This window comes from Paraburkholderia nodosa, assembly GCF_001718195.1.
GTDB lineage: Bacteria > Pseudomonadota > Gammaproteobacteria > Burkholderiales > Burkholderiaceae > Paraburkholderia > Paraburkholderia nodosa_A.
Genome location: NZ_MCNV01000003.1, coordinates 538,932 through 556,166 on the forward strand (window position 1 = coordinate 538,932; position 17,235 = coordinate 556,166).

Genomic DNA, 17,235 nt, shown 5'->3' on the forward strand with positions numbered 1-17,235 from the left:
GCCCACGCGACAGTGGCCCGGACGACAACTTTCGCTAGAATCGGGCCATTCCTCTTCGGGACTCGTCATGGCCACCGCTATTCGTCAGGCTCCGTCACCGGCCCCCTTGCGCGTCGCCGTGATCGCCTTCGACCGCATCAGTCCGTTCCATCTCTCGGTGCCTTGCGTCGTGTTCGGCGAAGACCGCAGCGAAGGCGGCGTGCCGCCGTTCGAACTCGCAGTCTGCGCGGCGGAGCCCGGCACGCTCACCACCACGGCAGGCTTCACGATCGGCGCGCCGCAGGGCCTCGAGGGGCTGCGCGGCGCGGACGTGATCGTCGTGCCGAGCTGGCGCGACACCCACGAGGCGCCGCCCGCCGCGCTTTGCGACGCGCTGCGTGACGCGCACGCGAGCGGCGCGATCCTCGTCGGGCTCTGCCTCGGCGCCTACGTGCTCGCGCATGCGGGCCTGCTCGACGGCCGCCCGGGCACCACGCACTGGGCCGCGGCGGACGACTTCGCGCAGCGCTTTCCGGCCGTACGCTTCGATCCCGGCGTGCTCTACATCGACGACGGCGACCTGCTGACCTCGGCGGGCACCGCGGCGGGACTCGATTGCTGCCTGCATCTCATGCGGCGGCTGTGCGGCTCGGGCGCCGCGAACTACGTGGCGCGGCGGCTCGTCGTGCCGCCGCATCGCCAGGGCAACCAGGCCCAGTACGTACAACAGCCGCTTGCGGCGCCCGGGCGCGGCGAGCGGCTGCCGGGTCTGCTCGACTGGATTCGCGCCCACCTCGACGCGCCCCACACGCTCGACTCGCTCGCGCAGCGCGCCCTGATGAGCCGGCGCACCTTCACGCGCCAGTTTCGTTCGACGACGGGAACGACGGTGAGCGCGTGGCTGCTCGGCGAGCGCCTCGCCCGCGCGCAGCAGTTGCTCGAAAGCACCGATCAGCCGATCGACGCGATCGCCCAGCGCGCGGGCTTTGGCTCGGCCGCGTCGCTGCGTCAGCATTTCGTGGAGGCGTTCAGGATTTCGCCGTCGGCGTGGCGGCGGGAGTTTAGGGGGGTGTAAGCGGTTCGATGAGCGGTTCGATGAGCGGTGCGACGCTCGGCGCACCTTGCGCGCGCCGGGCAGCGCCGAATTCAGGTCCCGGTGAACCAGCGCGCAGCATAAAGCAGCAACGCCACGAAAAAGATCATCGCAGCCCACGCCCAATAGGGCATGGCGTGCTGCGGCGGCTCGTGATTCAGCGTGCTTGCGGCGCGGCCCGAGAGCGTTCCGCCCGCGTGGTGCTGTGGCAGGATATGCGCACGCCGGGCGAGACCGGCGAGGTTGATGGGCCGCAGGAACACATGCTGCCGGCGCGGCTGCTCGCCGGCCACGCGGTTCGGCGCCTGGCCGTGCTTGACCGCAACCACGGCGCAGAACTCCGTGAAGAAGTCGTCGGCCAGTTCGTGCAGCGCGTTCTCGATCTGGCGCGGCGGCAGCTCGGAAAGCGGGCCCGTGAGCGTGGCCCACACCGAGTAGTCGATCCGCGTGCTCACATCCTTGCCCGTACCCGGCTCCCGCGCCGTGGCGCGCTCTTCGGGGCGCAGCGCGACGTCGATCTGGCCGCGCAGCGAGCCGATGCCGTCCGCGCGGGCGCGAAAGCTCAGCACGCGCCGGGGCGTGAGGGGCACCTGCGCCGTGTCATTGGCAATGTGGGCGCGCACTTCATAGCGTGCGCGCAGCGGCCCGAGCGGCACCGTGAGGGTGATCGCGTATTCGCCGGGGCCGAGCCGCCTGAACGACTCGCAATGCTCCATGCTCGCGCGCACGAGCGCGACGTCCTGCAGCGCCGCCCAGACGGCGGCCGGTTCGAGCGGAATTCTCAACGCGTCGTTCAGTTCCATGGCGGCTCCCCCTATGCAAGCTACCGGGCCATTTCAGGAGGTCTGGTCGATCCGGTCCACGCGAGTTGCGTAGAAAGCCAGATACCCCTTGATGCCGCTTGCGTCATCGAGCGGCGCTTCGTAGCTCCAGGCCGCGTCGTCGACGCGCCCGTCTTCGGTACGCAAATGGAAATACGTCGCCTCGCCCTTGAACGGGCAATGCGAGGTCTGTCCGGAGCGTTCGAGTCGTGCCATGTTCACGTCTGCGCGCGGGAAGTAGAAGACGTCGGGGTAGCCGGTTTCGCAAAGGGTGACGGCGTGCAGCGTATCGGCAATGGTGATGCCGCCATGAATCACGCGCACGCGGTGACGGTTCGCAACGAGTTCGATGCGATGGTCCGCATCCGGTTCGACCGCCATGTTCGGTTCCCCTGTTGGTTGGCGGCGCCTGCGGCGCCCTGCGCTCACCGGGCGGCAGGCCGCACCGGTTCGCGTGGCACGCCGCCAGGCAGGCGCGTGCCGTGCAATCCCACGGGATGGCCGCTCGCCAGTCGCCTGCCGCCGTACCGGTCACGCAATCGACGGCGACCGACGGCAACGCGCCAACCCGCTCGCGAAACGCCTGAGCGATCGCAGCCTCCCATCGGCTTCATTATCGGCCAAACTCGTCCTGGCTGCGTGAATCTTATGCGCGGCACGCGTGCGGGAGCGCCCCAACACGACCGGCCCGGCCACGCGGCTTACCAGATGAACGCCGCCCGCGCGCTGCCGTTCGAGCCCACCGTCACGGCGCTCGTCTTGTCGACGCCCGCATGGCTCACATGCACGCTGTAGCGGCCAGGACGCACCCTCACGAGCATATAGGGCCCGCGCGAAGTGGTATCGAGCACGCTCGCGCCGTGCGAGTCGGTGATCTGCACGTGCACGTCCGCGACGTACTCACCGCTGCGCTGGGTAAAGCGCAACGCAAGCGGCCACTGGTGTTCCGCGCCGAGCAGCGCCCTGGATTCGTCCAGACCCACGCCGCCAGAAACGAACGACACGTCGCCCTGCTGCTGGACTTGCGGCATGCCGCCGCCATTCGTGTTGCCGGCGCTCGTATTGTCGGTGGTCGTGCCGCCGACGGTGCCCGAGGCATCGGCCTGCTGCGCCGCCGCGCCGCCCGCGTAGCCGAGAGCAAGCGTGGCCGCGAGAATCGTCGCGTAAGCGGTCGTATGGATGGGGCGCGAGTTGCGGAAACGCTTCATCGATCGCTCCTTTCAGTTTGTCCGATGTAATGCTCGCGCAAGACGCGTGCCCGAGTGGTTCGAGTAAAAGGTTTTGTGCGCCCCAAAAAAAATCGCCGCCGCCGAGGCCAAAGGCCAACGGGGGCAGCGCAAGTACAACGTAATGAAACCTGCTCTCGCCGCGAATCCGGCGCACGGAGCCGGATTCGCGACAGCAGGGATCAGCCGAGATCGACGGGCACGAAAATCTGTGCGTCGTCTCGCTGGATCAGGAGCGCAATGCTGTTGCCAGCCTTGGAAACCATTTGCTTGAGCTGATCGGCGCTCGTCACCGGGCGGCCATTCACGGCGAGAATCACGTCGCCGGGCTGGACACCCGCATTTTCGGCCGCGCCACCCGACTGCTCGACGAGCAGACCGTGATCGAGCGAGCCGTTGCTCTTCTCTTGCGGCGTGAGCGGGCGCACCGCGACGCCGAGGCGACCCTGCATCTGCGCCTGCGGAGCGTCGTTCGAAGCCACCTTGGCGTCGCCCAGCGCGCCGATGGTTGCGGTGAGGTCCTTCGTGCTCTTGTCACGCCACACCTGAACATCGGCCTTCGTGCCCGGCTTCATGCCCGCGATGAGCGACGGCAAAGCGGACGAATCATCCACGGCCTGGCCGTTCACGGACAGGATCACGTCGCCGGGCTTCAAACCCGCCTTCGCGGCCGGACCGCTCGCGTCCACCGAGCTCACCAGCGCGCCGCGCGGCTTGTCCATGCCGAACGAGTTGGCGAGCGTCTGGTTCATCGACTGCACCGCGACGCCGAGACGTCCGCGGCTCACGTGGCCGGTCTTGACGAGTTCGTCCTTGACCTTGATCGCCTCATTGATCGGGATTGCGAACGAAAGGCCCTGGAAGCCGCCCGTCTGCGAATAGATCATCGAGTTGATGCCGATGACTTCGCCCTGCAGATTAAACAGCGGGCCGCCCGAATTGCCGGGGTTGACCGGCACGTCGGTCTGGATGAACGGCGTGTAGTTTTCGTCCGGCAGCGAGCGCGACTTCGCGCTGATGATGCCCGAGGTCACCGTGTTGTCGAAACCGTACGGCGAGCCGATCGCCACCACCCACTGACCGACCTTGCTTTGACGCGGGTCGCCGATCTTCACGGTCGGCAGGTCCTTCGCGTCGATCTTGAGCACAGCGACGTCCGACTGCTTGTCCGCGCCCACGACCTTCGCCTTGTATTCGCGCTTGTCGGTGAGCTTCACCGTCACGACGTTGGCGCCGTCCACGACGTGCGCGTTCGTGAGAATGTAGCCGTCCGGGCTGACGATGAAGCCCGAGCCGAGGCTCGCGCTCGGCTGGTCGGCCTGCGGACCATTGTCGCCGCCGCCCATGCCGGGCGCGCCACCATAGAAGTGCTTGAAGAACTGGTAGAACGGATCGCTCGGATCGATCGGCAGTTGCTGCGAGCCGCTGCCGCCGCTGCGCAGCGCCGTCTGCTTCACGACGTGCTTGGCGCTGATGTTGACCACCGCGGGCCCGTAGGTTTCCACGAGACCAGAGAAGTCGGGAATGCCAGTCTTGGCTGCGGCTTCGGCGGGCATCATCGCCGCGGCCTGGGCCTGAGAAATGACCTGCGGAGCAGGCAGATCACGGTGCCCTGCTACGTAGCCCGCCGACAATGCGACGACCACGGCGGCTGCCACGGCACTGCGGGAAAGCACTTTTGTATTCATTGCGGACTCCTTGCGCGGGGTACTCATCACGACGTACCGAAGAGTAAGCCGTGTCGCTTAAAGGAGTCTTAAGTACGCGGAAATCGCAATAATCGCGCAAACGCCCGCGCGGCGGGCATTTGCGGGCGATTCGGAGTCAGAACCGCACGTCCACGAGCAGGCCGCCTGCGGGCGAATCGCCGAGTGTGATGGTCGCGTCGTGCTGATCCGCGATTCGGCGCACGATAGCGAGCCCGAGTCCCGTGCCGGCGATATCGGTGCGCGCGCGATTCGCGCCTGCGCCCACGCGATAAAAGCGATCGAACACGCGCGCGCGCTCCTCTTCCGGGATGCCCGGCCCGCTGTCCGCGATGCGCACGTGCGCACGCCCGTCGACGACGGCGAGGCTCACGTCCACGCGGCCGCCCGCGGGCGTGTACTTGGTCGCGTTGTCGAGCAGGTTGTTGAGCATCACGCGCAATGCATCGGCGTCGCCATGCACGCTCGCCGCCGCGCTTTCCTCGATGCCGAGATCGACGCCGCGCTGCTGCGCGAGCGGCGCATGGTTGAGCACGCAATCATCGAGCAGCGCATGCAGATCGACGTTCTGCGCGCGCGCGTGACCGTCGGGTTCGGAGCGCGCGAGGGCGAGCAGCTGCTCGGCAAGACGCGTGGCGCGCGTCACGCCCGCCTGCAGATCGACGAGCGCTTCGCGACGCGTTTCGTCATCCTTTGCGCGCGCAACGAGTTGCGCCTGGATCTGCACGGCCGCCAGCGGCGTGCGCAACTCGTGTGCAGCGTCGGCGACGAAGGCCTTCTGTGTGTCGATGGCTTGCGCGAGGCGTTCGAGCAGCGCGTTCAACGCATGCACGAGCGGCGTGACTTCGCGCGGCAGACGCTCTTCGGGCAGCGGATCGAGCGCTTCGGGATGACGCGTGTCGAGCGCGCGCGCAACGCGCGAGAGCGGCCTGAGCCCACGCCCCACCATGATCCAGACCGCGATGCCGAGAAACGGCAGCACCACGATGAGCGGCCAGAGCGTGCGCAACGCGACGTTCGCGGCGAGACGGTTGCGCACGGAAACGGGCTGCGCGAGCTGCACGACGTTGTCGCCGACGATCGCGCCGTACACGCGCCAGTCGCCGCGGTCGGTGCGCTCCGTCGAAAAGCCGAGTTCCGCACGCGGCGCGAGCGGCGCACGCGGATGCGAGTAGTACATGAGCACGCCGTTGCGATTCCAGATCTGCAGCACGATGCCTTCGTCGCCCGTGTCGCGCGAACTGAGGATCTCGTTGAATGGCTCGGAGGGCAGCGCCTCGGCGATTTCCTGCAGCTGGTAGTCGAACAGCTCGTTGGCTTCGGCGAGCGCCTGGCGGTAGATCAGCCAGCCCGCGAGCCCAACGCCCGCGACGACGATCGCGAGCAGCCAGAACAGCAGTTGTCGTCGGATGGAACTCATCGGCTAACGGGGTCTCCCTGTCGATCCGGAGCTAGCGCTTTGGCGCTTACGCACTTGATTACCTGCTTCATGTGTCTTTGGAGATCATGTAGCCGAGGCCGCGCACGTTGCGGATCAGGTCGGCCCCGAGCTTCTTGCGCAGCGCGTGAATATAGACCTCGACGGTATTGCTGCCGATCTCCTCGCCCCATCCGTACATCTTCTCTTCGAGCTGGGATTTCGAGAGCACCGCGCCCGGTCGCGCGAGCAGCGCTTCGAGCAGCGCGAATTCGCGCGCCGAGAGCGCGACGGGCGAACCGTCCTGGGTGACCTGGTGCGAAGCCGGATCGAGCGTGATCGAGCCGTGGCGGATGGTCGAATCGCTGCGGCCCGCCTGGCGGCGGATCAGCGCTCGCATGCGTGCGCCCAGTTCATCGAGATCGAAGGGCTTGATGAGGTAGTCGTCCGCACCGGCGTCGAGACCCTTCACGCGATCGGCCACGGCGTCGCGCGCCGTGAGGATCAGCACGGGCAGTGCCGCGCCGCGCGCGCGTAGCGTGCGCAGCACGTCGAGACCGTCGCGCCGCGGCAATCCGAGATCGAGCAGCATGAGATCGTAAGAATCCGCGCTCGCGGCCGAGAGGGCGGCGTCGCCGTCTTCGACCCAGTCGACCGCGAAGCCTTCGCCGCGCAGCGCCTTGCGCACGCCTTCGGCGATCATGCGGTCATCTTCGACTAGCAGTATGCGCATCGTAATATTGGCCGGGCGGCGCTGCTGCGCCGCGCTGCGTGAGTGGATGAGGATGCGAGCATTCTAGCGCCTGAACAGGGGCGCCGCGCCGCTGCGGCACGCAGCCGGTCGCGAGGCAATGGCGCGCGGCATGGGCACATTATCGGCAGTGTTTGAATCACGCCACGCAATGTGCAACGTTTTCTTGCGGCAATGCGCGCACGCGGCGCGAGGTCTTTACAATGTGCGCTTTTGCGGCGCTCCACTCGTGATTCGGCCGCGATGCGCGCGTGCAGGCTTGTACAGTACGTTCAAGCGAGCGCATCGCGCGCGCACCGAGAATCACACGCCGCCCTGATTTTCGCGCCCGCGCGCAGCACCGGTGAGTCCCCTCTTTCCGTGCGCCGCGCCCGGCCCAAGCACCGCCCCTGCACTCGCCCGAACGCTTTTCATGCTGCCCGCTTCGCTGTCCCGCCTACGCTCTTTGCTCAGACTGCCTGCCTCGCGCTCCAACCGCACGCATCGCACCGCCGCCACTGCGCGCCTGCCTCGACCGCTCGCCCTCATGCTCGCCTGCGCCGCGCTCGCCGCGGGCTTCGCCGCCGCGCCGGCCGCGTACGCGCAGCCCGAAGGCGCGCGCATTCCCACGGTCAACGTGACCACGGTGCTGCCGCCCACCGTGATGGCAGGCCTCGAGCGCGCACACGTGCCGCTCTCGTCGGTCAGCGTGGTGATCGAAAAGGTCGGCGACCGCCAGCCGAGCGTCGCCGTGAATGCCGGCCAGCCGATGATGCCCGCCTCGACGATGAAACTCGTCACGACGTGGAGCGGCCTCGCGATGCTCGGTCCCGACTATCGCTGGAAAACGAGCGCCTATACCGACGGCGAAGTCGATGCGAGCGGCACGCTGCACGGCAACCTCTATATCAAGGGCACCGGCGACCCGAAGCTCGTGCCCGAAGAGCTGATCGACCTCGTGCAGAAGATTCGCGCCGCGGGCGTCGCGCGCATCGACGGCGCACTCGTGCTCGACAAGAGCGAGTTCGATCCGTCCACGCGCGACCTGCCCTCGTTCGACGGCGACGACAGCGCGCCCTACAACGTCGGCCCCGATCCGCTGATGTACGCGTTCAAGTCGGTCTCGTTCACGTTCTTGCCCTCCCGCGAGGGGGTGTCGATCGATGTGGTGCCGCCCGTTGCGCAGTGGCAAATCGACAACCAGATCCGCGAGCGCGCCGGCGCGTGCGGCGGCATGCTGCCGAGCCCGCAGGTTTCGCCGGGCGGCAACGGCGTCGTCACCGCGAGCTTCGCGGGCAGCTACGCCATGCGCTGCGGCGAGCGCACGCTCAACATGGCCGCGCCCGTGGACCACAGCACGTTCTTCGCGGACGGCTTCCTCGCCCTCTGGCAGCAAACGGGCAGCAGCCTCTTCGCCACGCCGTCTGGCGCGGTGCGCGAAGGCGTCGTGCCGCCGCGCGCACGTCTGCTCGCCGTGCACCAGAGCCCGCCGCTCTCGGACGTCGTGCACGACATCAACAAGTTCAGCAACAACGTGATGGCGCGCAACCTGTTCCTCACGCTCGGCGCCGTCGAGGGCAAAGCGCCTGCGACTACGGCCAAGGCCGCCACGGCCGTCAATACGTACCTGCGGCGCAGCGGCCTGAACATGCCCGAACTCGTGCTCGACAACGGCTGCGGCCTCTCGCGCGAAGAGCACGTCAGCGCGCTCTCGCTCGCCAACCTGCTGCAGAACGCGAACGCGAGCCCGGTCGCGCAGGTGTTCATCGACTCGCTGCCGATCGTCGGCGTGGACGGCACGATGCGCAACCGCCTCACCAACGCAGGCGTGGAAGGCAACGCGCATATCAAGACGGGCACGCTGCGCGACGTGCGCGCGATCGCCGGTTACGTGGCGGCCGAGAATGGCGAGAGCTGGATCGTGGTGAGCCTCATCAACGATCCGCGCGCCGAGGCCGCACGCGCCGCGCACGACGCGCTGCTCGAGTGGGTCTACAAGGGCATGCCCGAAGAAAAGCCCGTGTATGTCGAGCCGCATCCGAAGCGCGCGGCGAAAGCGTCGAAGGGCGAGAAGGCCACGCACAAAACTCCGGCCAGACGACGCGGCGCGCATTGACCACGCGCATTGACCACGCATTGACCACGTGCCGGGAGCACGCTGATTGCACCCGGCGAGCACGCTGTGTGCACGCCGGGCGGGCGCCGCGGACCTGTCCCCGTGCGCCTCACCCGAGCGCGCCGCCGCGCGCCGGGCTCGAATCTTTCCTCTAGCAAAGCGCCGCCCGTCCTGGGCGCGAGGCGTGTACCCTGACGGGCAAAGGCCGAAGGCGCGTCATAAAAATCTGTCATACGCGCCCGCCAATCGAGCCGCGCGCCCGTAAGAACGCGCACTAACGCGGCCGACAAGACATGAGACTACAACCGCCGCGCTGTCCACCAGCGCCGCCCACGGGACAAGGAGGACGACGTTCGTGCAGTTCGATGCGCAATGGCTGCTGCTCGCCCTCGCCCCCGTATTTCTCGCCTGCATCGGCTGGGAAGCGTGGCATCTCTCCCACACGCGGCCGCGCACTGCATCGAACGCCACCCCCGACAGCGCCCGCTACGCCTGGCCCGATACGCTGTGCAACGCCGCGCTCGCGCTCATGCACCAGGGCGCCGACAAACTTGCGTGGCTCGTCGCGGTGCCCGTCTATGCCTACGTCTACCGGCACTTCCGGCTCGTTTCGTGGCAGCCGGGGCTCGTCGCATGGTTCGCACTCTTTATCGGGCAGGACCTGCTCTACTACGTGTTTCACCGCGCGAGCCATCGCGTGCGCTGGCTCTGGGCCGCGCACGTCGTCCACCATTCGTCGGTGCGCCTGAACCTTTCCACGGCGTTTCGCCAGAGCCTCATGTACCCCGTGGCGGGCATGTGGCTGTTCTGGGTTCCGCTCGCCATGCTCGGCTTCACGCCGGAGCAGATCGTCGCGATCGTGCTCGTCAATCTCGCGTTTCAGTTCTTCGTGCATACCCAGGCCGTAGGCAAGCTCGGCTGGCTCGAATACGTATTCAACACGCCGTCGATGCATCGCGTCCATCACGCGCGTAACGCACGCTATATCGACCGCAATTACGCCGGCGTGCTCGCGATCTGGGACCGCCTGTTCGGCAGCTATGTCGAGGAAGACGCACACGACGCGCCCGATTACGGCATCGTCAAGCCGCTTGCGTCATGCAATCCGCTCAAGGCGACGTTTCACGAATGGCTCGCGATGGCGCGGGACTTCGCGCGCATGCCCGACTGGCGCTCGCGCCTCGCCGCGCTCTTCGCACCGCCCGATTGGTGCGAGCGCCACGACGCGCTCGGCCTCGCATCCGTGACGGCGCCGGCGACACCCGTGGGAACGCGCTACGGCGTGCCGGAAAACAACACCGAGGGTGAGTTCGGGTCGCGCAATAGCTGAGAGATTGCGTAGTCTGTCGGCCTTGGCCCTGACCCTGGGACAGCAGCACACAGGGGGTGCATGCAAGGCCGGCGATCGAGAAAAACATCGACAACGGGGCAGCTGCTCGTGCCACGAGCACCCGTTGCATGAGTAGGCAGGCATGGCATCAAAGGCCACACACAGAGGAGATGAAGTGAATATGAAGCATCAAGGACCGAGACACCGTAAGCTGTTGCGCGCCACCCAGATCGCTGCCGCGAGCGCCGCCTTTGCGCTGCTCGCCGCCTGCGGTGGTGGCAGCAGTGGGAACAACAACGCGAGCACGCCGCCGCCCTCGGGCGTCAACATGCAGGTGGTGGCGTTCGGCACGAGCCTGACAGACGCGGGCACGTATTCGGAGCAGATTCTGCCGGGCTTCGGCGGCGGCCGCTTCACGACCAACCCGGGCGAGGTCTGGGCGCAGCATGTGTCCGAGTACTTCGGCAACACGCTATCGCCCGCCTTCGAAGGCGGCTTCGGTCTGCCGCTCACGGCCACGGGCGGGCTCGACTACGCGCAAGGCGGCGCGCTGGTGACGGGCGGCGGCGTGGCGAATACCAGCGCCGTGATCTCCGCCGCGAGCGAGCAGCCGGTCACGTGGCAGCTCCAGCAGTACCTGGCGCAGCACGGCAGCTTCAATGCGAATCAGCTCGTGCTCGTGGAAGGCGGCGCGAATGAAATCCTGAATCTGCTGAACGTGCCCACTAACGGCAGCCCCACGGGCCTGGCGTTGTTCGGCGCGGCGCTCGCGGCCACTCCGTTTTCGACGCTCGTCAACGATCCCGCGACGCAGCAGAGCACGGTTGCGAGCCTGATGCAGTCGGGCTTCACCCAAGCGCAGGCAACAGCCTTGGTGCCCGCCGCCATCGCGCTCGGTATCGTCACGAACCCGAACTACGCCTCCAGCTTCGCCTCGATCGCCCCGGTCCTCACAGCAGCGGGCACGCTGGGCGCGCTCGTCCATGCGGATATCGTCCCCGGCAATCCGAAGATCGCGGTCGTCACGGTGCCCGACATCGGCAAGACGCCGGCGGCGCTGAAGGCTGATGCCGCCATCGGCGCAACGCCCGGCTCCGCGAGCTCGGCCGACCAGGCGCTCTCGCTCATTTCGGCGATGTACAACCTGACGCTGATCAAGGCGACCGCAGCCGACGTGCAGGCGAAGAAGGTCGTGCTGGTCGATACGTTCTCGTGGCTCGATCAGTCGATCGCGAACGCGGCCAGCCTCGGCTTCACCGTGACGAACACGGATACGGCCTGTAACCTCACGGCCATGACGAACAGCGCGACCAACTACGCGCTCGCCAATCCGAAGGCTACGTTGGGGCTGGACCCGGCCACGACGCCGCAAGCCACCATCAACGCGTACGCCGCGGCCTACGGCCAGAACTTCGGCAGCTCGCTGTTCTGCTCGCCGCAAACGCTGACGACGGCCAACGCGCCCACGACCTACATGTTCGCGGATCTCGTGCACCCGACCACGGCGCTGCATTCGCAGTTCGCGACGTACGTCGAAAAGCAGCTGGCTGCTGCGGGCATCGGCAAGGCGCCCTGATAAGCGTCGCTTGCACCGGGCCTCCCGGTGCAAGAAAAAACACCCCACGAACCGTCAGGCTCGTGGGGTGTTTTTCATTGAACGCGAAAGAAGGTGCTCAGCCCTGCTGCTGCGCCTCGAACGCCGCCGCCGCCCGCCCCAACCGGTCATTGACCGCGATCCACTCGATCGTCTCCGGCAGCTTCTCGATGAGAATGCGCGAGACGTTCGCGCGATCGAGCGCGCGCAGCAAGCCATACAGCTCGCGCGCATATTCCTGCGGCTCTTCCGGCGCGGCGACGAAGTGCACGCCCTGTGCCTGCGCCCAATCGCCCGCGCGCGAGGCGCGCGCCACGAGCGCCACCGTTTCGCCCGCATCGCGCGCTGCCGCCAGCAGCGGCTCCAGCGCCTCGAACGGCAGCAGCGCGAGCGGCGTGCGCGGCGCATAGTGCGCCTTGAGCGTACCCGAGGCGCGCGGCGCCGTGGCGTCCGAGCCGTCGGGCAAGCGCGGCGCCTCGCCCAGCACGCGCGCGATGTCGTGCGGCGTCACGTGGCCGGGCCGCAGCAACGCGGGAAATCCGCGGGAGAGATCGAGAATCGTCGATTCGATGCCCACGTCGCATGCGCCGCCGTCGAGCACATGCACCGCCGCGCCGAATTCGTCGCGCACGTGCTGCGCCGTGGTCGGGCTCACGTGGCCGAAGCGGTTCGCCGACGGCGCCGCCACGCCGCCATGACCGCCGCGACGCGCAGAAAACGCCGCCAGCAGCTGCTGCGCGACCGGATGCGACGGGCAGCGCAGCCCCACCGAGTCCTGACCGCCGCTCACGGCATCGGGAATGCGTTCGTGGCGTTTGACGATCAGCGTGAGCGGGCCGGGCCAAAACGCGTCGACGAGCTTTTGCGCGGCCTCGGGCCATTCAGCGGCCCAGTATTGCGGGTCGCCACCGGGCGGCAAGTGCACGATCACCGGATGGTTCGCCGGCCGCCCTTTGGCCGCGTAAATGCGCGCGACTGCCTCGGGGCTCGCCGCATCGCCGCCCAGACCATAGACGGTCTCGGTCGGGAACGCTACCAGCTCGCCCGCGTCGAGCAGCGCGGCGGCGTGCTCGATGTCGGCATCGGTCAGAGTCGGCGCGCCATCGTGCGGCGCGTTCTGCTGATCAGACATGATGCGGCTCAACCTCAGCTCGTGGCGATGTGCAGCAGGCGCGCGCAGTCGCGTGCGGCCGTGCGCGCTTCGTCGAGCGTCGGCGCAGTGAAGTTCACGTGGCCCATCTTACGGCCCGCACGCGCTTCTTCCTTGCCGTACAGATGCAGGCGCGCGGCCGGCATCGCGGCCACCTGGTCCCACGGCGGCGTGACGGGCGCGGCGCCCTTCTGGGGCTTCGCCTCGCCCACGGCGCAGGGGAACCACACGTCGCCGAGAATGTTCAGCATCACGGCCGGCGAGTGCTGGCGCGTGTCGCCGAGCGGCATGGCCGTCATGGCGCGCACCTGCTGCTCGAACTGGCTCGTGGCGCACGCATCGGTCGTGTAGTGGCCCGAGTTGTGCGGACGCGGCGCCATTTCGTTGGCGACGAGCGAGCCGTCTTCGAGGATGAAGAACTCCACGCACAGCACGCCAACATAGCCGAGCTTCGCCGCGATCTGGATCGCCGCCTGCTGGGCCTGCTGCACGAGCGCCGGGCTTGCGTCCGGCGCGGGCACGATGGTGTGCGAGAGCACGCCGTTACGGTGCGTGTTCTGCGCGAGCGGATAAACGACGGCCTTGCCGTTCGTGCCGCGAGCGATCAGCGCGCTCACCTCGAACTTCAGCGGCAGGCGCTTTTCCAGCACGCACGGCACGCCGCCGAGCGACGCATGCGCCTCGCGCACTTCTTCGGCGTTGGAGACACGAATCTGGCCTTTGCCGTCGTAGCCCATGCGCGCGGTCTTGAGAATGCCCGGCAGCACGGCGGCGAGCGTCTTGTCGTCGATGCCGGCGAGCGCCTGCGACGACTCGATCACCACGTGCGGCGCGACCGGCACGCCGGCCGCCGCGATAAAGCGCTTCTCGGCGATGCGGTCCTGCGCCACCGCCACGCAGCGTCCAGCCGGGCTCACGAAGGTCGACTTCGCGAGCGTGTCGAGGCTCGCCGCGGGCACGTTCTCGAACTCGGTCGAGATGGCCGCGCACAGACGCGCGAGTTCGGTGAGCGCCGCTTCGTCGTCGTACGCGGCGCAGATGTGGCGGTCGGCCACGGTGCCCGCGGGGCTCGTCGCGTCGGGATCGAGCACGGCGACGCGATAGCCCATCGCCTGCGCGGCAAAGCAGAACATGCGGCCGAGCTGGCCGCCACCCACCATGCCCAGCCAGGCGCCGGGCAGGATCGGTGAAACCGGTGAATTGTCAGGAGTCATCTTCGTGGTCGGCCGCGGGGTGGCCGCGGCGCGTGGGGACGATCAAAGCGGGACGATCAAAGCGGGGGCAGCACCATGGCATGCGCCGCTTCGTTCTGGCGCACACGGAAGGCCGCGAGCTTGTTCGCGTATTCGGTGTTGGTCACGCTCAGGATCGAGACGGCGAAGAGCGCCGCATTGGCCGCGCCCGCCTCGCCGATGGCGAAGGTCGCGACCGGGACGCCCTTGGGCATCTGCACGATCGAGTGGAGCGAATCCACGCCCTTCAGATACTTGCTGACCGCCGGCACGCCCAGCACGGGCACCGTGGTCTTGGCCGCCAGCATGCCCGGCAGGTGCGCCGCGCCGCCCGCGCCGGCGATGATCGCGCGCAGGCCGCGCTCGCGCGCCTTTTCCGCGTACTCGAACATCTCGTCGGGCATGCGGTGCGCCGAGACCACCTTGGCCTCGTACGCGACGCCGAACTCCTGCAGGATCGCGACCGCGTGCTTCATCGTGTCCCAGTCGGAGCTGGAGCCCATCAACACGCCGACGAGCGGCGCCGCATGCTGGTGAGCCGTCTGAACTTCGCTCATTGTGCTTCCTTTTTCCCTCTTCTCGCTCACGCGAGCTTTTGACCCGTAAGACGCTCGAGCGCCTCCTGATACTTTGCCGACGTTTTGGCGATCACTTCGTCGGGCAGCTTCGGTGCCGGCGGCTCCTTCTTCCAGTCCTGGGTTTCGAGCCAGTCGCGCACGAACTGCTTGTCGAACGACGGCGGGTTCGAGCCCACCTGGTACTGGTCGGCCGGCCAGAAGCGCGACGAGTCGGCGGTGAGCGCCTCGTCCATCAGATACAGCTGGCCGTGGTTGTCGAGACCGAATTCGAACTTCGTGTCGGCGATGATGATGCCGCGCGTGGCCGCGTAGTCGGCGGCTTCCTTGTACAGCTTGATCGAAATATCCTTGATGGTGCGCGAGAGCTCGGTGCCGATGCGGCGCTCCATCTCTTCGTACGTGATGTTCTCGTCGTGGTGGCCCATTTCGGCCTTGGCTGCCGGCGTGAAGATCGGCTCGGGCAGCTTTTGTGCATTCTGCAGGCCCGGCGGCAGTTCGACACCGCACACGGCGCCCGTTGCCTGATAGTCCTTCCAGCCGCTGCCGGCCAGATAGCCGCGCACCACGGCTTCCACGAGGATCGGCTCGAGGCGCTTCACCACGACGGCGCGGCCCTTGACCTGCTCGACTTCGTCGGCGGCCACCACCGTTTCAGGCGCGACGCCCGTGAGGTGGTTCGGCACGACGTGCTTGAGCTTTTCGAACCAGAAGTCGGCCATCTGGTTGAGCACCTCGCCCTTGCGCGGAATCGGCTCGCCCATGATGACGTCGAACGCCGACAGACGGTCGGTGGTGACGATCAGCAGCTTGTCATTGCCCACGGCATAGTTGTCGCGGACCTTGCCGCGGCCGAGAAGCGGCAGCGAGCGGAGCGTGGATTCGTAGAGGGTAGACATCGTCGTGATTCGCTAAAAGGACAATCGAAACGGAGGCGGGTTCGGTCCAGAATCGCGGTTGCAACCGCGCGCGGAAACCGTAAAACCGAAGGTAATGCGAGGGTAAACCAAAAACCGGCAAATTTCCCGGAAAAGCCCATCGCCGTTCCCCCAAAACAGGCGGAAACGGCGATGTTTGCTACTCGAGGCGCACAGCGCCCGGCACAGAAGCTCGCTTAGCGAACGATCTGCGCGAGTTCGCCCGATTTGTACTTCTCGGCGATCTTGTCGAGCGAAACCGGCTTGATCTTGCCGGCCTGGCCTTCGCAGCCGAACGCGAGGAAGCGGTCCAGGCACACCTTCTTCGCGGCTTCGCGAGCCGGCTTCAGGTAGTCGCGCGGGTCGAACTTCGACGGATTTTCATACATATAGCGACGGATCGCGCCCGTGATCGCCAGACGCAGGTCAGTGTCGATGTTGATCTTGCGCACGCCGTGACGGATGCCTTCCTGGATCTCTTCCACCGGCACGCCGTACGTTTCCTTCATGTCGCCGCCGAATTCGCGGATCTCGGCCAGCAGTTCCTGCGGCACCGACGACGAACCGTGCATCACGAGGTGCGTGTTCGGAATGCGCGCGTGGATTTCCTTGATGCGCTGGATCGACAGAATGTCGCCCGTGGGCTTCTTGGAGAACTTGTACGCGCCGTGCGAGGTGCCGATGGCGATGGCCAGCGCGTCGCACTGCGTGAGCTTCACAAAGTCGGCGGCCTGCTCCGGGTCCGTCAGGAGCTGCTCGCGCGTCATGGTGCCTTCGGCGCCGTGACCGTCTTCCTTGTCGCCCTTCATCGTTTCCAGCGAACCGAGCACGCCCAGTTCCGCTTCGACCGTCACGCCGATCGAGTGCGCCATTTCGACGACCTTGCGCGAAACTTCGACGTTGTACTCGTACGATGCGACTGTCTTGCCGTCGGCTTCGAGCGAGCCGTCCATCATCACACTGGTGAAACCGCTGCGGATCGCTGCCATGCAGACTGCCGGCGACTGGCCGTGGTCCTGGTGCATCACGACCGGAATATGCGGATACGACTCGACCGCGGCTTCGATCAGGTGGCGCAGGAAGGGCTCACCCGCGTACTTACGCGCGCCGGCCGATGCCTGCATGATCACCGGCGAACCGACCTGGTTCGCGGCTTCCATGATCGCCTGGACCTGTTCCAGGTTGTTCACGTTGAACGCGGGCAGGCCATAACCGTGTTCAGCCGCGTGGTCCAGCAGTTGACGCATTGATACGAGAGGCATTGTTACTCCTTTGATTTGAAACGAAATGCTTCTGCCGCCGACTGTCTTGCGCAGCCGGTCGAGGGCGGCCTGGCAGCCGCCGCCCGC

At 67.1% G+C, this 17,235-nt stretch carries 15 protein-coding genes; 4 read left to right on the forward strand and 11 right to left on the reverse strand.

Going from position 1 to position 17,235, the window contains the following annotated elements; all coding sequences use genetic code 11:
* Nucleotides 1–67: 67 nt before the first annotated feature.
* Nucleotides 68–1,054: a helix-turn-helix domain-containing protein gene (locus BFD71_RS08745; RefSeq protein WP_069262839.1), complete on the forward strand. Its 987-nt coding sequence runs from the start codon at nt 68–70 to the stop codon at nt 1,052–1,054.
* Between the two features lie 71 nt (nt 1,055–1,125).
* Here BFD71_RS08745 and BFD71_RS08750 read toward each other — a convergent pair whose 3' ends face one another.
* From BFD71_RS08750 to BFD71_RS08775, 6 genes are all read right to left on the reverse strand, one after another.
* Nucleotides 1,126–1,875, reverse strand: coding sequence for a CoxG family protein (locus tag BFD71_RS08750; RefSeq protein WP_069262840.1), 750 nt, complete (start codon nt 1,873–1,875; stop codon nt 1,126–1,128).
* 33 nt (nt 1,876–1,908) lie between these two features.
* Nucleotides 1,909–2,274 carry a DUF427 domain-containing protein gene (locus BFD71_RS08755; RefSeq protein WP_069262841.1) on the reverse strand — a complete coding sequence of 122 codons (366 nt, stop codon included), beginning with the start codon at nt 2,272–2,274 and terminating at the stop codon, nt 1,909–1,911.
* 320 nt (nt 2,275–2,594) lie between these two features.
* The gene (locus BFD71_RS08760) at nt 2,595–3,101 is read right to left on the reverse strand and encodes a carboxypeptidase-like regulatory domain-containing protein (RefSeq protein WP_256094552.1); all 507 of its coding nucleotides are present in this window, start codon (nt 3,099–3,101) and stop codon (nt 2,595–2,597) included.
* Between the two features lie 200 nt (nt 3,102–3,301).
* Nucleotides 3,302–4,807: a DegQ family serine endoprotease gene (locus BFD71_RS08765; RefSeq protein WP_069262842.1), complete on the reverse strand. Its 1,506-nt coding sequence runs from the start codon at nt 4,805–4,807 to the stop codon at nt 3,302–3,304.
* 136 nt (nt 4,808–4,943) lie between these two features.
* Nucleotides 4,944–6,245 (reverse strand): ATP-binding protein, encoded by a 1,302-nt coding sequence (locus BFD71_RS08770; RefSeq protein WP_069262843.1) that lies wholly within the window; start codon nt 6,243–6,245, stop codon nt 4,944–4,946.
* 67 nt (nt 6,246–6,312) lie between these two features.
* Nucleotides 6,313–6,975, reverse strand: a complete 663-nt coding sequence (locus tag BFD71_RS08775; protein ID WP_069262844.1) for a response regulator — start codon at nt 6,973–6,975, stop codon at nt 6,313–6,315.
* Between the two features lie 430 nt (nt 6,976–7,405).
* Here BFD71_RS08775 and dacB point away from each other — a divergent pair, with 430 nt between their 5' ends.
* The 3 genes from dacB to BFD71_RS08790 all read left to right on the forward strand — a co-directional run bounded on the left by dacB (nt 7,406) and on the right by BFD71_RS08790 (nt 11,994).
* Nucleotides 7,406–9,088 (forward strand): D-alanyl-D-alanine carboxypeptidase/D-alanyl-D-alanine endopeptidase, encoded by a 1,683-nt coding sequence (gene dacB, locus BFD71_RS08780; RefSeq protein ID WP_083245131.1) that lies wholly within the window; start codon nt 7,406–7,408, stop codon nt 9,086–9,088.
* Nucleotides 9,089–9,443: 355 nt separating this feature from the next.
* Complete coding sequence (locus BFD71_RS08785) at nt 9,444–10,418, forward strand: sterol desaturase family protein (RefSeq protein WP_083245132.1); 975 nt, start codon at nt 9,444–9,446, stop codon at nt 10,416–10,418.
* 181 nt (nt 10,419–10,599) lie between these two features.
* Entirely contained in the window at nt 10,600–11,994 is a 1,395-nt protein-coding gene (locus tag BFD71_RS08790; RefSeq protein ID WP_069262845.1) for an SGNH/GDSL hydrolase family protein, read from the forward strand.
* 97 nt (nt 11,995–12,091) lie between these two features.
* Here BFD71_RS08790 and BFD71_RS08795 read toward each other — a convergent pair whose 3' ends face one another.
* From BFD71_RS08795 to fba, 5 genes are all read right to left on the reverse strand, one after another.
* Nucleotides 12,092–13,144 carry an L-threonylcarbamoyladenylate synthase gene (locus BFD71_RS08795; protein WP_069262964.1) on the reverse strand — a complete coding sequence of 351 codons (1,053 nt, stop codon included), beginning with the start codon at nt 13,142–13,144 and terminating at the stop codon, nt 12,092–12,094.
* Nucleotides 13,145–13,158: 14 nt separating this feature from the next.
* Nucleotides 13,159–14,376, reverse strand: a complete 1,218-nt coding sequence (locus tag BFD71_RS08800) for a 5-(carboxyamino)imidazole ribonucleotide synthase (RefSeq protein ID WP_069262846.1) — start codon at nt 14,374–14,376, stop codon at nt 13,159–13,161.
* Nucleotides 14,377–14,432: 56 nt separating this feature from the next.
* A complete protein-coding gene (gene purE, locus BFD71_RS08805) occupies nt 14,433–14,951 on the reverse strand; it encodes a 5-(carboxyamino)imidazole ribonucleotide mutase (protein WP_028205944.1) in 519 nt (172 codons plus the stop codon).
* Between the two features lie 26 nt (nt 14,952–14,977).
* A complete protein-coding gene (locus BFD71_RS08810) occupies nt 14,978–15,868 on the reverse strand; it encodes a phosphoribosylaminoimidazolesuccinocarboxamide synthase (protein WP_069262847.1) in 891 nt (296 codons plus the stop codon).
* Between the two features lie 215 nt (nt 15,869–16,083).
* A complete protein-coding gene (gene fba / locus BFD71_RS08815; protein ID WP_069262848.1) occupies nt 16,084–17,148 on the reverse strand; it encodes a class II fructose-bisphosphate aldolase in 1,065 nt (354 codons plus the stop codon).
* Between the last annotated feature and the right edge of the window lie 87 nt (nt 17,149–17,235).

Bases quoted from the DNA above. Each gene is read 5' to 3' on its own strand.
- purE (WP_028205944.1), bottom strand. From the start codon at position 14,951: ATGAGCGAAGTTCAGACGGCTCACCAGCATGCGGCGCCGCTCGTCGGC.
- BFD71_RS08790 (WP_069262845.1), top strand. From the start codon at position 10,600: ATGAAGCATCAAGGACCGAGACACCGTAAGCTGTTGCGCGCCACCCAG.
- fba (WP_069262848.1), bottom strand. From the start codon at position 17,148: ATGCCTCTCGTATCAATGCGTCAACTGCTGGACCACGCGGCTGAACAC.
- dacB (WP_083245131.1), top strand. From the start codon at position 7,406: ATGCTGCCCGCTTCGCTGTCCCGCCTACGCTCTTTGCTCAGACTGCCT.
- BFD71_RS08800 (WP_069262846.1), bottom strand. From the start codon at position 14,376: ATGACTCCTGACAATTCACCGGTTTCACCGATCCTGCCCGGCGCCTGG.
- BFD71_RS08765 (WP_069262842.1), bottom strand. From the start codon at position 4,807: ATGAATACAAAAGTGCTTTCCCGCAGTGCCGTGGCAGCCGCCGTGGTC.
- BFD71_RS08770 (WP_069262843.1), bottom strand. From the start codon at position 6,245: ATGAGTTCCATCCGACGACAACTGCTGTTCTGGCTGCTCGCGATCGTC.
- BFD71_RS08810 (WP_069262847.1), bottom strand. From the start codon at position 15,868: ATGTCTACCCTCTACGAATCCACGCTCCGCTCGCTGCCGCTTCTCGGC.
- BFD71_RS08755 (WP_069262841.1), bottom strand. From the start codon at position 2,274: ATGGCGGTCGAACCGGATGCGGACCATCGCATCGAACTCGTTGCGAAC.
- BFD71_RS08745 (WP_069262839.1), top strand. From the start codon at position 68: ATGGCCACCGCTATTCGTCAGGCTCCGTCACCGGCCCCCTTGCGCGTC.
- BFD71_RS08760 (WP_256094552.1), bottom strand. From the start codon at position 3,101: ATGAAGCGTTTCCGCAACTCGCGCCCCATCCATACGACCGCTTACGCG.
- BFD71_RS08795 (WP_069262964.1), bottom strand. From the start codon at position 13,144: ATGTCTGATCAGCAGAACGCGCCGCACGATGGCGCGCCGACTCTGACC.
- BFD71_RS08775 (WP_069262844.1), bottom strand. From the start codon at position 6,975: ATGCGCATACTGCTAGTCGAAGATGACCGCATGATCGCCGAAGGCGTG.
- BFD71_RS08750 (WP_069262840.1), bottom strand. From the start codon at position 1,875: ATGGAACTGAACGACGCGTTGAGAATTCCGCTCGAACCGGCCGCCGTC.